This is a genomic window from Fervidobacterium riparium, from assembly GCF_025370035.1.
Taxonomy (GTDB): Bacteria; Thermotogota; Thermotogae; order Thermotogales; family Fervidobacteriaceae; genus Fervidobacterium; species Fervidobacterium gondwanense.
In genome coordinates this window covers 135,887-149,901 of record NZ_CP009277.1, presented here as the reverse complement: position 1 = coordinate 149,901, position 14,015 = coordinate 135,887, and the positions used below count along the sequence as shown (strand labels likewise).

14 protein-coding genes are annotated in these 14,015 nt (G+C 38.9%); 3 read left to right on the top strand and 11 right to left on the bottom strand.

Annotation, left to right across the window (positions count from 1 at the left end; all coding sequences use genetic code 11):
- Positions 1–14 precede the first annotated feature (14 nt).
- Genes rlmN through rsgA form a run of 3 tightly spaced genes read left to right on the top strand, consistent with a single transcriptional unit; the run spans position 15 to position 2,744 of the window.
- Entirely contained in the window at positions 15–1,064 is a 1,050-nt protein-coding gene (gene rlmN / locus IB67_RS00700) for a dual-specificity RNA methyltransferase RlmN (RefSeq protein ID WP_498875330.1), read from the top strand.
- A 31-nt stretch (positions 1,065–1,095) separates the two neighbouring features.
- Positions 1,096–1,860: a PASTA domain-containing protein gene (locus IB67_RS00695; RefSeq protein ID WP_498875329.1), complete on the top strand. Its 765-nt coding sequence runs from the start codon at positions 1,096–1,098 to the stop codon at positions 1,858–1,860.
- Positions 1,861–1,862: 2 nt separating this feature from the next.
- Entirely contained in the window at positions 1,863–2,744 is an 882-nt protein-coding gene (rsgA, locus tag IB67_RS00690) for a ribosome small subunit-dependent GTPase A (protein ID WP_498875328.1), read from the top strand.
- A gap of 2 nt (positions 2,745–2,746) precedes the next feature.
- Here rsgA and IB67_RS00685 read toward each other — a convergent pair whose 3' ends face one another.
- Genes IB67_RS00685 through IB67_RS00635 form a run of 11 tightly spaced genes read right to left on the bottom strand, consistent with a single transcriptional unit; the run spans position 2,747 to position 13,985 of the window.
- The gene (locus IB67_RS00685) at positions 2,747–3,964 is read right to left on the bottom strand and encodes a glycosyltransferase family 4 protein (protein WP_498875327.1); all 1,218 of its coding nucleotides are present in this window, start codon (positions 3,962–3,964) and stop codon (positions 2,747–2,749) included.
- On the bottom strand, positions 3,961–6,345 hold the full coding sequence (locus IB67_RS00680; protein WP_498875326.1) for an efflux RND transporter permease subunit: 2,385 nt from the start codon (positions 6,343–6,345) through the stop codon (positions 3,961–3,963). The genes IB67_RS00685 and IB67_RS00680 overlap by 4 nt, the downstream gene beginning before the upstream one ends.
- Position 6,346: 1 nt before the next feature.
- A complete protein-coding gene (locus IB67_RS00675) occupies positions 6,347–6,751 on the bottom strand; it encodes a hypothetical protein (protein WP_072757683.1) in 405 nt (134 codons plus the stop codon).
- Positions 6,752–6,766: 15 nt separating this feature from the next.
- Positions 6,767–7,297 carry a hypothetical protein gene (locus IB67_RS00670; protein WP_072757681.1) on the bottom strand — a complete coding sequence of 177 codons (531 nt, stop codon included), beginning with the start codon at positions 7,295–7,297 and terminating at the stop codon, positions 6,767–6,769.
- Positions 7,298–7,303: 6 nt separating this feature from the next.
- Positions 7,304–8,524: a S41 family peptidase gene (locus tag IB67_RS00665; RefSeq protein ID WP_084634294.1), complete on the bottom strand. Its 1,221-nt coding sequence runs from the start codon at positions 8,522–8,524 to the stop codon at positions 7,304–7,306.
- A 21-nt stretch (positions 8,525–8,545) separates the two neighbouring features.
- Positions 8,546–9,400, bottom strand: a complete 855-nt coding sequence (locus IB67_RS00660) for a tRNA (adenine-N1)-methyltransferase (RefSeq protein WP_072757679.1) — start codon at positions 9,398–9,400, stop codon at positions 8,546–8,548.
- Positions 9,401–9,411: 11 nt separating this feature from the next.
- A complete protein-coding gene (locus IB67_RS00655; protein ID WP_072757677.1) occupies positions 9,412–10,746 on the bottom strand; it encodes a hypothetical protein in 1,335 nt (444 codons plus the stop codon).
- Positions 10,743–11,261 (bottom strand): AmmeMemoRadiSam system protein A, encoded by a 519-nt coding sequence (gene amrA / locus IB67_RS00650; protein WP_072757676.1) that lies wholly within the window; start codon positions 11,259–11,261, stop codon positions 10,743–10,745. Before amrA ends, IB67_RS00655 begins: the two co-directional genes overlap by 4 nt.
- 38 nt (positions 11,262–11,299) lie before the next feature.
- Positions 11,300–11,905, bottom strand: coding sequence for a DUF6115 domain-containing protein (locus IB67_RS00645; RefSeq protein WP_072757674.1), 606 nt, complete (start codon positions 11,903–11,905; stop codon positions 11,300–11,302).
- A gap of 3 nt (positions 11,906–11,908) precedes the next feature.
- Positions 11,909–12,481, bottom strand: coding sequence for a DUF4897 domain-containing protein (locus IB67_RS00640; RefSeq protein WP_498875325.1), 573 nt, complete (start codon positions 12,479–12,481; stop codon positions 11,909–11,911).
- 4 nt (positions 12,482–12,485) lie between these two features.
- Positions 12,486–13,985, bottom strand: a complete 1,500-nt coding sequence (locus IB67_RS00635; protein WP_498875324.1) for a TrkH family potassium uptake protein — start codon at positions 13,983–13,985, stop codon at positions 12,486–12,488.
- Positions 13,986–14,015 lie beyond the last annotated feature (30 nt).

The following is a 14,015-nucleotide window of genomic DNA, read 5'->3' as shown; positions in this document are numbered from 1 at the left end:
AGGTGGTAAATACTATGAGGAAGAATTTATTGGATTTCAGTTACGAAGAATTGGTTGAAGAGTTTAATAAACTCGGATTGGAGAAATTCAGAGTGGAGCAAGTTTGGGACTGGATTTACAAGAAGAAGGTCTTTTCGTTCAGCGATATGACAAACCTTTCAAAAGAGCACAGGGAAGCTCTCAGTGATAGATTTTCGATTAACATCCCGGAACTTCTCGATATGCAGATTTCTCAGATAGACAAAACTACGAAATTTCTGTGGAAACTCGAAGATGGAAACACGATAGAATCCGTTTTGTTATTCCATCCTGATAGGGTAACTGCGTGTATCTCATCGCAAGTTGGCTGTCCTGCGAAGTGTGCTTTCTGTGCGACGGGGCAAAGCGGATTCGTGAGGAATCTTTCAGCCGGTGAGATCGTTGCACAAGTGATAGCTATGGAAAAGGAAAGGCGCGTGAACATAGGAAATGTGGTTTACATGGGCATGGGCGAACCGCTGTTGAACTACAGCGAAGTTGTTAAGAGCGTCAAGATGTTGAATCACAAAAAGGGCAAGAACATGAGTATGAGGAGGATTTCAATCTCGACTGTTGGAATCCCTGAAAAGATTGTGCAACTGGGTACCGACTTGCCTGAAGTCAAGCTCGCTATATCATTGCACGCACCGACTAACTTTAAGAGGGATATGATAGTACCAATGAACAAAAAGTACTCTGTGGAAGAAATAATACACGCTGCGAAGGAGTATCAGAAGATTACAAAGAACAGGGTGACTTTCGAGTACATTCTCATTAGAGAATTCAACGATTTTGTGGATGATGCAGAGAAACTTGCAGAACTTCTGAGAGGTATGGGAGCTTACGTTAACCTTATTCCTATTAACCCAGTACCGACCATTGGAGAGATCAAGATGGAGCGGCCACATCACTGGGCTATTGAGAGGTTCAAAGAAGTTTTAGATAAGCACAATATAGAGAATGAGATACGGAGAGAAAAGGGTACGGACATAGATGCTGCGTGTGGTCAGCTGAGGAGAAGGTATGCGATTAAGAAAAATTCGTAGTATTTGCAAATAAATAGTTGGAGGGATGTGCTTGATAGATAAGAGAGCGAAAGGAAATACGAAACGTGGGCATTTCGCACCTGCAAGGTCTTTAATACTATTGATACTAACAATATTCATCGGAAGTTTTCTGGGATTTCTTGCTTTTTATCTACTGATGTACGTAGATGCGCGAAAAGGGACTGCGTTACTTCCAAATTATGTAGGGGTAGATGTTCAGGTAGCTAAAGATGAGCTATCGAAGAAAGGTTTTAGAGTGGAAATAATTGGTGAAAGTGGAAGAGTCATCAAAATGGACCCGCCAGGCAATACTGTGGTTAAACAGGGTAGGAAGGTGAAGCTCTTTGCACAGAGTATAGTTGAAAAGAGCATCATATTACCAGACTTCAAGGGAGTCTGGTACAAGAGCGTACAAAATATCCTTGAATTGGTAGGTGTTAGCACTATCGTTAGAAACACGAATGAACCCGGAATGAATGGTGTGGTCATATCTACTGCACCAACTTCTGGTAACAAGGTGAAAAACGGAGACTTGGTGACATTGTTTATTAGCAGTGGAGCTGCATCTGCAATCCAGCAGACTACGACTTCGTCGGAAGAATCAGGACCTTCAACGGATGTATCGATACCGGTTGACATCATACCACCGGAGATACCGATTGAATCTTCTCAGGGAACGTCCCAGAGTTTAGAGAATCAATCAGAGCAAATCCAACAAGAAGATTCTGGCAGTTTTGAAAAGAGTCAAGAAGGCTCTACTGAATCTATTGAAACAACACAGGGAGGTCAGTTTTAGCCGTGAAACCTGAAAGAAAGTTAGCAAGAGTTGTCAAATTTTACTCGAACCTCCTTGTCGTTGAGGACTTTGAAAATGGGGAACGTTTACTCTGCAAATTGCGTGGAAAATTCAAGAAGCAAGGTATAAGACCTATCGTTGGTGATATCGTTGAGTACTCACATATTGTGCAAAACGAGGGTGTTATCGAAAATATATTGAACAGAAATAATGAACTTAAAAAGCCCAGTGTTGCGAATGTTGATCAAGTTGTTATAGTGACCACTTTGGAAAAGCCGCAAGTGCCATACGACATACTCGATAGGTTCATTGTCCTTGTTGAGTACGAAAATCTCCCAATAGTAATTGTCCTCAATAAAGTTGACTTGCTAAGTCAAGAGAAAATATCGGAATTTGAAAGCATTTACGGTAGGTTGTATCCCATAGTTAAGACAAGTGCGCTCCAGAAGATTGGCATCGATGAGTTGAAAGATAAGCTACATGGCAAAGTGTCTGTTTTTGCAGGAATGTCAGGGGTTGGGAAGAGCAGCCTTTTGAACGCAATTGATGAAAATTTGAAACTGAGGACTGGTGAAATCTCTGAAAAGCTTGAGCGCGGCAAGCATACTACAACTGCTGCGGAGCTTTTGAGAATTTCTACTGGCGGCTGGGTGGTTGACACGCCAGGTTTTGCAAGCCTTGAAATTTCGCACATACAGCCGATTGAACTTAGAGATCTGTTTGTGGAATTCGATAACGAGAAGTGTTTCTTCCCTGATTGTTTGCACGTGGATGAACCAGAATGCCATGTAAAAAGACTCGTTGAAAAAGGAAAAATCCCTGAAAGCAGATACGAGAGCTATTTGAAATTTCTGACCGAGCTTGAAGAAGAACAAGCCGTTTAGCCTTAGTCAAATAGCTCCAAAAATTTTTTAAATAGCCTACTAATTTTGAGCTGTAGAGACGTATTAATAATCGAAGGCATGTGGAAGTCAATGTAACCTTCTGCTATCGCCTTCGAATATATCTCTTCAAGTCTTTCAGCCATTGCGTTCATTGACCAATGCTTTTCAACGTACTCAATGCCATTTATTGATAGGAACTCTTTTTCTTCAAGTGCTTTTGCTATGGCCTCATAAAACTCCTCTTCACTTATACCCGTTGTTATTGCTCCCTCTCCGTTTACAAGAACGTTGGCTATACCTTTGTATGCGATAGCAACAACGGGTGTACCGCTTGCCAATGCTTCGAGGACAACGAGACCTTGAGTCTCGGTTAACGACGCAAAAACAAATAAGTCCGCAGCTTTATAGTAATCCTTGATTTCCTTATGCGGCACGTATCCTGTGAATACCACCCTCTTTGAAAGTCCTTCCTCTTCGAAGTATTTTTCGAGTTCTTTTCTTTCAGGGCCATCGCCAACTATCAAAAACCAAATCTGACTGTCTTTATGCATATGTTTTGAAACTACTTTTGAAAGGAATTCTAAGTTCTTTTCTTTTGCTAATCTGCCTGCGTACATTAGCAATATAGCGTCGTTTGGGATGCTATATTCAGCTCTAATATTTCTTTGCGCAGGCTTTGAAAAATCAATGGTATCTATCCCTGTAGGAAGTACCTCGATAGGCCTTTCCACACCGTAGGTAATCAACTCGTTTTTTATCTCTTTAGTCGGTGCGATAACGGTGTTTACTTTGTTGCAGAACCACCTCGAGAATTCTTCAACAGATCTTCTATCCGGCGTGAGCGGCGGTGGAACGTAATGCCTGTATTCTGCAAGCAACGTGTGGTAAGTGTGAACATGTGGCAATTTCAAATCTTTTTGAACCTTCAAAGCTCTAATTCCGAGTGCCAATGGATCATGGCTGTGGATCACGTCTATCTTATGCTCAAGCGCGAATTCAAGAATCTTTATGTGGTTTGCAAAAACAACGCGATGTTGTTTTTCAAGCAAAAAAGGCATTCCCGGGACAACGAGAACGCTCTTGTCACCGTCTGGTGCAACAGGAGCCACTATATAAACCTGATGGCCTCGCATTTCGAGGTATTTCTTTGATAGATATATCGAAGTAGCAACGCCGTTGATTTGAGGGATGTAGGTATCCGAAATCATCAGTACGTTCACAATGTTTCACCCTTGTCTGTTTTATCGTTTTCTACCTTTGCTTTCCTTTTTCCGTGAGCTTTTTGAAGGGCTTCTGTCATGTTTAGATACCAAAAGAATGAGATAAACAAGCTTCCCAAAAGCCCCGCCGATGTCACGAACCCAAACTCTCGTAACAGCTGGCCGCGAGCCACGAGGAAACTTGCGAAAGATGAGACGGTTGTCAATATCGACATAATGACTGCCTTTTCGGTCTTTATAACACTTTCCTTACCGTATTTGACACTATGGTCGAGCTCAACTAAACTGTCAACACCTATACCCAAGAATATTGGTAACGTTAGGAACGTTATAAAAGTGGTTTTGATACCAACTATATAAGAAACACCAAGAGCGGCGACAGCATTTAACATAGTTAACGTTATTATATTAAGTGCTTTCCCAAGGTTTTTAAAATCCACATAAAGCACTATTATTTCAATTATAAGAACCAGCCCAAAAACTAATATTGTAGACATCATTAACTCGTTAATGATATCGTAGAACAAAACAGAATAACCGTAAACCTTGTAATCTTTCATCGAGTCAAAGAACGTTCTAATGTTATTTCCTTCCCATATGTTCACAGATGGTGTAACATAAGCCAAAAGTAATCTTTTACCTGTTATGTCAGTATAGAAAAGACTTGGTATATCCTTCTCCATGATTTTGAAAAGGTCTTCCAAATTCGAGATGTTCTTTATCACGTCAACTGTTGATACGAAACTTTCGTAAAGACCATGTTTCTTGAAGAGAACTTCTAAGAAAGATGTATTTGTGAGTTTGAGCACTTCAAGATATATATTTGAGTGTTCCTCAGCTACTTTCTCTGGGTTTTGAATAAACGTAAGTATAGAAAAATCTGACGTTATAAGCCCTTTTTCTTTGAGTTTGTTGATATAATTTGATAATTCTTCGGAGCTTTCGGCAGCTACAACTACATCGCTCGATGCAACGCTCCCAAATTTTTCTGAAATAATCTTGCTTGCAATATTTGTTTCAGATTTTTCCGGGATAAGACTGGACGTAGTGTAAGAAAAGTGCAATATCGAATAAACACCTATGCCTGTTAGTATTAGTGTGAGGATTATTGTGAAGGTCATTAATACGCGGCTTTTTCTTACGATATCCACTATGCGTATATAGGTGTCCCTTTCTCTTTTTCTGAATTTGTTTATAAATTTATCGTGCATGATCGGAACAAATGTGTTGAATACGAAGAAATACACCAAAACACCGAGCGAAACAGAGATTCCCATCTGCTTAATTGCATTGGAAGGACTTAAAAGCATTCCTAAGAATGCGAGGGCTGTTGTCAGCATTGAGATAAATGCAGGTCTGAAATTTTCTACGAATGCTTCGATTATACTCTTTTGAGAAATTCCATCTATGTTAAATCTTTCCTGGATCCTTGTGACTATGTACATTGCATAGTCTATACCCATTCCGAGAAGCATCGCGTTGACAAATGTTGTTACAATATTCAACTCTCTCAAAAATACAGCTATCAGTCCGAGAGTTATTGCCATAGACATTATTAATCCAGCGAAAAGTATCAAAAGTTCTAATACGTTTCCAAATCCTAAGAGGATTATCACTACTATAGCTGCTATTGAAATGAACGTTGTCAGCGTGAAATCCTTGCTGGCTTGTATATTAGATTCGTAAGCAGACATAACGCCACCTGTGAAGTAAACAGTTAGTTTCTCTTTTTCCTCTATCTTTTTTGCTTCGATTTTGAGCTTTTCAACAGCTTCCGTGACAAACTTTACGTCTGACATCGGTTTTTTCATGGAGAAATTCATTACCATTAAATCTTTGTCAGGAGAGAGGAGGTAGTATTTTTTGATGCCAACTTTTTCAACAAGGCTTTCCAAATAGCTGTTTAAGTCATACACTGCCACACCTATATTTCTCCAAAAACGGAAGTCTACAAGCGTTCTTGGTTCAACTTTTGTAAGTGACTGATAGTACTTTATAGTGTCTCCGACAGAGCTTTCGCTTAATGCTAACATTCCATATTTTACGAGAGTTTCTGGATTATCAAAAGGTTCAGCTTGATATACATAACCACTCTTTTCAAATGTTTCTTTAAATTTTTGAGCGATCGAATCAGGATCATGGTTCTTAGTTCCTGAAATGGCAATAATGAGAGTATTTGATGTCACCTTCTCTGAGGTGTACTTTACCAAATCTTGGAATCTTGGGTCATCTTTTGGAGCGAGACCTGTTATGTCGGCATTTACTTTGAGCGAAAATGCTGCGTAAATGCCGAGAACAATCGAGATTATAAAGAGTGTGATAATTACCCTCTTAGAGTTTTTTAGTATCCTTTCTACATACCACCTTGCAAATCTTTCCAATTTATCTTGACCTCCACCATAATAGAATTAGTAACGCTATACCGTTGAATATAATTATAACATAGCGTTTTTTTAAGTTTGGCTTTACAAGGTTTGAAAGTAAGTAAGAAACAACAAAACCGTAGTGGAACGAATATCCGTACCATCCAATAACAAATGCGAATACTGGTGTAAGAGAGTATACTATTAATCGTTCGACTTCTTTGAAGACGTCTTTCGGTTCTAAAAAAAGGCTCGAAAAGAATATAAGCGACGGAAGGTAGAGTATAAAAAAGTTGAAGAGTTCAGCATCGAGAAGGAAAACATTTAGATGCAAAACCCTTGTTGACCACGTGTAGAGTACAAAAAGCAAAATCAAGGCTAAAATAGACTTCACCATCTCGTCAAAAGAATTAGTCTTTGCCATAACCGTTTATGCTCCTTATTTTCCATCTATTATAATTTCAACTTTGTACTTTTCTGAGATCATGTTGACAAGTTCTATATCTGATTTATTAAGGTTAAACGATGAATTTTCTCCATTTAACGCCATGTATAGCGCATCTCCGAATGTTAGATTTGAACTTGTGGAAATACTTATCGCTGGATACCAGACAAGTTCTATATGCTTGACTTTATATTTTATGTTTTCTATTCCATAACCCCACCAATAGTGCCAAACTCTTTTTGTGATCTGTTTCAGTGCGCGGGGATCTTTTATTCCGTCAAGTATCTTTTCCAGTTGTTTTGAACTTTCGGGAATTTTTATTGAAATATTGTATTCTAAGAAGAAGAGCTGTTGGTTCATTTCATTTACTTTCTTTTCTAACAGACGCTTGTAAGGATTTTTTACAAAAACAGAGGGAGAAGGTAGAACCTCCTCCTCTGTTAATGGCCTTTTGTGCAAGGTTAACGTTACTAAAGCAAACAGCGAAATTATGAATATTGCAAGAGCATAGAATTCTAACTTCATCCGTCTCTATTTTCCACCAGGCTGTGTTAAGTAGTCAAGAGCGGTTTTTATGACTGGATCTTGCTGGTCGACTTCAATTTCTGTCAGAGTATAAGACTTAGCTTCGACTTTTCTTGAAGTACTTGTGGCAATTTCTGTCACTTTTATGTTTGGTTCAATTCCAATCTTGTGTATGTCTTTTCCTGAAGGTGTTATGTAGTGCGCTATTGTTAGGAACACAGTACCACCATTGCTCAGTGGGAAGCCACGTTGAACAGAACCCTTTCCGAAAGTTTTCTCACCTATCAAAACACCCCTATTGTTCTCTTTAATCGCTGCTGCAACTATTTCAGAAGCGGATGCAGAACCGTTGTTAACAAGTACAACAACTGGGATCTTCGGATAGTTGTTGCCTTGACTGATGTATCTATCTGTTATCTTTCCATCTCTATCCTTGACTGAAACTATTACTTTTCCAGAATCTAAGAACATGTTAGATACCTTGATAGCGACATCGAGAAGTCCGCCCGGATTGTTTCTTAGGTCTATTATGAGTGCATCAGCTTTCTGATCATAAATCTTCCTTAGAGCCTTATCCAACTCTGTTGGAACTGGTTCGTTGAACTTTGTTATGAGCACATATCCAATTTTCTTGCCATTGTATGTTGTGATGCCAGATTTTACCGGGATTATTTGTATAACTTCACGGACTATAGTTACTTCGATTACTTCATTGCCTCTCTTTATAGTTAGTTTGACACTTGTCCCAGGCTTTCCTCTCATCTTGTTCACAGCTTCCATGTACTCCATCTCGCTGACAGGTTGATCGTCAATACCGATTATGAGGTCTCCGGATTGTAATCCCGCACGCCAAGCTGGTGTTCCGTACATTGGGCTTACTACTTTAACAGCTCTGTTTTCGCTATCGTAAGTTACCTCTATGCCAAGACCTCCGTATTGGCCCTCCATTTCTATCTGCTGTTCGTTCATCTGAGAAGCTGGATAGTAGTAGCTGAAGTCATCTCCAAGGCCTTTAACCATACCATCAATTGCTGAATCGATGAGTTTGTCAAAGTTCACATTTTTGATGTCGTAATAGTTGTAATTTATTCTGTAGAGCGTTTCATATAGTGGGGAGATATAGTTAAGTAACTGCGTATCCGAAGCGCCCGATAATATAAGACTTGAGCCGATAACAACTGCAATTACAAATACATATGAAAAAATACCCTTAACCACACTTTTCACAGAGCTCACCTCTTTCCAGGTTCATAACTTCTCAGAATATTTGTTATTACTATTTTCTTTCTCGTTATCAATATTCTCGGAAACTTGTTCAATCTCTTCTGTTTTGATAAATGAATTTACCTTCCTTGCGAAGACCAAAAATGTTGTGTGTGCGACCATTCTATCAACAGGTCTGAGTCTGTTCGGATAAGGCTTGTACTGTCTCATGAGTGATTCCCAAACCTCAACATCAATGAATGGGAGCTCGTACATCTTTTCAAGGACCATAGAGACTTGATTAACTGTTGGGCATATGACTCCCATCATTCCACCACCTGCAAGTGCCTGCCAACATTGTTGTATGTAATTCTCTGGATCCGGTACGTCGAGAAGCAACGCATCAATATTTGTTTCATCAAAACCCATAGAGATATCTCTGAGTTTTAGCTCGACTCTATCAATTAATCCCCACTCGGTAAGGTTTTGAGTTGCAAGGTTGTAAAAATCCTCGCGCCTCTCGTATGCATAAACCTTTCCATTTTCTCCAACAAGCCGAGCCATCGCAGCACACATTGCACCACTGCCAACTCCTGTATCAATGACTCTCTTTCCAGGTTTTATATCAAGTTTCAGCAATATGTAACTCGAATCTTTTGGGTAAATGATTTGGGTCTTTCGCTTCATTGAAAATATATCGTCGATATACGTTGGCGGTAGAATATAGTAGGACTTATTTGTCTTTCCTATTTTGACAATATCTCCGTAGTTCATGCCGATAATCGAGTCGAACTCAACTACACCCAGATGTGTTCCTTTCTTTTTTCCAGCTTCAACTTTTACAAGGAATTTTGTACCGTCTTCGCCGTAGAGTAAGACTCTGTCCCCATCCTTTATCAACGTTCGCCACCTCAGCTTTTATTCTTTTCTTTATTTTCTATTTTAACACGTGAATATTTAAGTGCAATAATGTTACTGAGAATAAGTACAGTCAGTACCACACCACTTATTCTTGAGCCAAAAATATCAAGTAGTCCTCCGGTTAGGACGATGATTAAGTACAACAAGAGATTGTTAGCAGCATTAACACAGACGCGAGTGTCTTCTAAGAATTGGAACCTGTCTGTACTTGTTAATAGTGAATTGCTTTTCACGACTTCTTTTCCAACCGATTTGAGTGTGACTTCCAAAAGCATGGCTACAAAGAAAACTATTAAGTATATTAGCGATATGTTTGTTGTAAGATAAATTGAAACCAAAAGTGCAGCTGTAAGAACCAAAATCATCGGCGTTAAATTTTCCAGAACAGAAATAATTCTTTGGAAAAATTTCGTGATAACCAAACCAAATAGACTTCCTAAAAAGTAATAAAAAATTGCGAACGCGGAGGCAAAAATATCTTGAGTTCTAAAGAATACGTAGAGTGGTAAAAGATACTGAAAACTGTAACTATTCAAAAGCATTGAGAGATTTTTGCCTTCTTTGAAGAAGATGTTTTTCAAATCGGATATATCCAATTTTACGAAGTTTTTCTTAGTGCTTTCATAAATTTGAGTCTTTTCTGTAGGTGACAGCTTTATCTTATATTTCTTGTCCTCCACTATGAGGAAAGCTACTGCGAAAACGGAGAAAAGAAAAATCATAGCCGGGTATGAAACCGTCTCTTTTTGCTTATAAGTACTTATGGAATATGCGTAAGAAAGCAAAGCTCCAATGACGAACCACATTTTAGATTGAAATCGTATTATGTTGTCATAATTGTAATTTTGCTTGTCAGAAAACAGGCCTACTAATGCAAGGGTGTATACGTAAACAGAGAAATTGAAGAAGAAGATTACAACTAAGAGAATCGAGGCTGATGTCAAATTTCCGATCATGCTGTACACAACAGTTAAGAGAAAAGCTGTCAGCGTTCCAAATACTATTAGGTATGGGGTTCTTCTGCCAATCGCTGTTCTTGTAAGTTCTAACAATAGCGTTAAATATGGCCTCAGAAGTATAAAAATTACTATTTCTGAATAGAAAATTGCCAACAGAAGAGCCTTTGGTAAGTCATAGGTGTTTAAGAGGTATGACATCGAATAAATATAAGTAGGCAGTAACGTGCCTAAGCCAAAAGCACCGAACAGTAATATTATCATATCTTTGATTGTTTTTGAATTCAGTTGTCTTTCCTTCTTAGCGAGTGATCGCATACTTTTCACCCTAACATTTCCTAATCTCTTCTTTTTGAGTTCACGACTCATCTGTATCTTTCCACAGTGAATCTGAGAATTTCAAAATCGTCATCGTATATTCCGGCTTTCAATTTGGCAATTCTTATCTGCTCTTCAACGGTGTCAACACCTTCTATGTCTGGAAGTAATAACCCTCTCCTCCAGCCTTTTTGTACGATTATTCCATATTTCTTTGGATCAAGCTCTTCGATGCTCCTTACTGGCTCGTAAGGGCTTAGAATGTCGACATTGACTACGATATTGTCAAGCTCATGAGGTTGAACTGGTGGAAATCTCGGATCTTGAGTTGCAGCAGCTATAGCATTGTCCCGAATTTCGTACGCCAAGTTCTCTCTTACCGGAGCAAATGTACCTATGCAGCCGCGCAGCGAACCATCGAGGTTGTGGAGTGTAACGAAGGCCCCTGCTTTACGTTTAAAGAGCTCTTCTGGTAAGTCGGAATGTGGTTCTATTTTCTTTCTGTGAAGTACATAATTCTCTATCACTTCTATTGCCCACCTTACAAATGGGTGCTCGCCTATCATTCAAATCCCCCCCTTGTGTTACTAATCTGTTTAAGAAATTAAGTTTTCTGTCTTTTCATGAGGTCTATGATAAGCTGTACTTCACCTACTCCCATTTTCATTCTCTTCGCTATCTCAACAGGTTCTATACCGCTCAGGTACATGTCAAATATTATATTTTCCTTCTTTTCTTCCACAAGCTCTTCAGTCATTTTGTAGGATTCGTAGAGTTGTTCGTCCTCGCTTTTGACATTCTTGGCCTTTTTGTCAAGCTCTTTAATGCTATTCACATTACTTGCATCCAAGCTTCCTACTTCTATATTTTGATACGCTGGTTTGTAAATTTGATTCACTAATGACGGATTTTCAGTTGGCTGGTTAGTCTCCTCGGACGGTGCTTTCACAAGTAGTGCCGAAAGAGATATGTACATTTCGTTTAGTTCTTTTATTAAGCTTCTTGTCTCTTCCATTTTCTTATCCAGTTGTTCAAGTTTGGAATCTACAAAGATGCGCACTTTACCTATAAGTTCGACGAGTTTCTCCTCCTCCTCCTCTATCTTCGTCTTCTCATTCTGACTTTTGAAATTTTGAAGAAGGTATACTGCCCAGGCAAAAGCAAGTGTGCTTATAGTCGCAAGTATAACAAACCAGTTGAACGCTGTCATATTTCATCCCCTCTTAAATACTATTTTCGGAAAGAATTTTATGTCTTGACCTTTCCACAGTATCAGAGAATTCAAAACTTTAGTCGGTGTTGGCTCAACGCTTTCTAAGACTGCACCTTCGGGCAGATGGACTTTCAAGTTGGAATTTTGTAGCTGGTTCATCGTTATATTTCCCATATCGAGCACGTAGGCTGAGTTATTTTCTTTTACAAGCCCCCTCAGAGTTACGACTTCAACAATTTCCAGTAAATCATCCTTATGGTTAACTTGAGATTTGAAATCAACTACGTCTATCGTCTTTCCTATTTCTTTCGAGATTTCAGAGAAGTACTTTTTAAAAGTTTCAGCAGATGTCTGTTTATATGCTTCAATATATTCACTTTTCTTCTTTTCCGTTTTGAAAAGTAGTCCACTCGTTGTTGTTATTGTAGCAACAGGTGAATAGCCTAAATATATGTCGGAATCGTAATATTCAATTGTAAAATTCTGTCCCCGCATAAACAACGTAACGACATCGACAATTAAGAAAAATACAACCACGAAGATTAGAATATACAATGCCAGCTTACCATTCATGCAATCATCTCCCAACGATGTTCTTAATTAAGAACCTTTCCTTAGATTTATTCCTGAAATCTGATATGATCTTCGCAATTGCATAAAGCACGATCAGAAACTCAAATCTCCCAGCGAACATTCCAATTATCAAAGTCCACATTGCTGTCAGTGGCATATCAGGTGATGTCACTCCACAGCTCAATCCTACACCATCCATAGCCGAAGCAAATTCAAAGATAGCACGTTCCATATCATACCCATGTAGCATAAGTATAAGTGACCCGATTGAGAGAGACAGTATGTACATCATAAAAATTAGTAGTGCTTCCTTTACGTTTTCATCTCCTATAACCAATTGTTGTTCACCCTTGAACAGAATTTTCTTTTTAACCGTACCCTTTGGTAATATGAAATTTTTGATGCTGTCATAAATGGTATTTATGATAATCCAAATTCGGAATTGCTTGATACCACTCGATGTTGAGTCCATGTTTCCACCTGCTAACATCAGCATGACTAAGACAAACATAAAAGGAGAAAAAGAAATCCATTTCTGTTCGCCCAGCGGCAGTGTTTGAAAACCAGTTCCTGATACAGCAGACACTGTTTGGAAAAAGATATATCTGAAGCCTTCTCCGAAATTCTTGAAGAATTTTTCGAGACTGTATATGGTTAATATAATGGAAAAGAAGAATGTGGAAATTGTCATTAGCCAAGGTTCGCCATTTTTTAAGACAGCTCTTATATTTCCCTTCCAAAATGCGTAATGTATTCCAAAGCCGGTAGCGCCTAAGAACATCAGAACTATTACGATAATCTCGATTGTAAGATTGTTAAATTCACCTATGCTTCCATTTCTTGTGGAAAAACCGCCCGTTGCAAGTGCCGTCATTGTATGATTAAGCGCTTCGAACCAATTCATGCCAGCAATCTTTAAGGCAATCGTTCCAGCGACTGTATAAGAGACATAGATCGCTACAATTATTTGGGCTGAACGTTTTATGTTTGGAACAAGGTTGTCAGAACGACCTTCCGACTTGTAGAAACCAGCCGCACGCGGTCCCAAGACAAGTCCGAGCATCAAAACGGCAAAACCTGCGCTTCCAACCCACTGAGTAAAAGACCTCCAGAATAATAAGAGTTTAGACAGTTTTGTTACGTCTGTATACATAGTTAAACCCGTACCAGTTAACCCGCTTACAGACTCAAAGATCGATTGTGAGAACGTCAGATTGCCTATAAGCATGTATGGTAAAGCTGAAAGAATGGATATTACAATCCATGTGAAAATTGTTAAGACTGCACCATCACGATAAGTTATTGTTCCTGGATCGGAGACTCTTATAATCAAACCGGTAAGGAATATAATTGCCGAAAGAAGTGCTGGCAGAAGAAAACCGTATGAATTGCTCAGCTCTTCTGGATAAAAAAGGCACAGTATAAGGGGCGCGATTACAATAAAAGCATATTGTGATATAACGAGTGTGAAGGCTTTGTATATTCTCAAATATCGTTCAAGCATCTATGTCATTTCACCGCCTTGGTTATTGCG

Bases quoted from the DNA above. Each gene is read 5' to 3' on its own strand.
- IB67_RS00635 (WP_498875324.1), bottom strand. From the start codon at position 13,985: ATGCTTGAACGATATTTGAGAATATACAAAGCCTTCACACTCGTTATA.
- IB67_RS00645 (WP_072757674.1), bottom strand. From the start codon at position 11,905: ATGACAGCGTTCAACTGGTTTGTTATACTTGCGACTATAAGCACACTT.
- amrA (WP_072757676.1), bottom strand. From the start codon at position 11,261: ATGATAGGCGAGCACCCATTTGTAAGGTGGGCAATAGAAGTGATAGAG.
- IB67_RS00655 (WP_072757677.1), bottom strand. From the start codon at position 10,746: ATGAGTCGTGAACTCAAAAAGAAGAGATTAGGAAATGTTAGGGTGAAA.
- IB67_RS00670 (WP_072757681.1), bottom strand. From the start codon at position 7,297: ATGAAGTTAGAATTCTATGCTCTTGCAATATTCATAATTTCGCTGTTT.
- IB67_RS00675 (WP_072757683.1), bottom strand. From the start codon at position 6,751: ATGGCAAAGACTAATTCTTTTGACGAGATGGTGAAGTCTATTTTAGCC.
- IB67_RS00640 (WP_498875325.1), bottom strand. From the start codon at position 12,481: ATGAATGGTAAGCTGGCATTGTATATTCTAATCTTCGTGGTTGTATTT.
- rlmN (WP_498875330.1), top strand. From the start codon at position 15: ATGAGGAAGAATTTATTGGATTTCAGTTACGAAGAATTGGTTGAAGAG.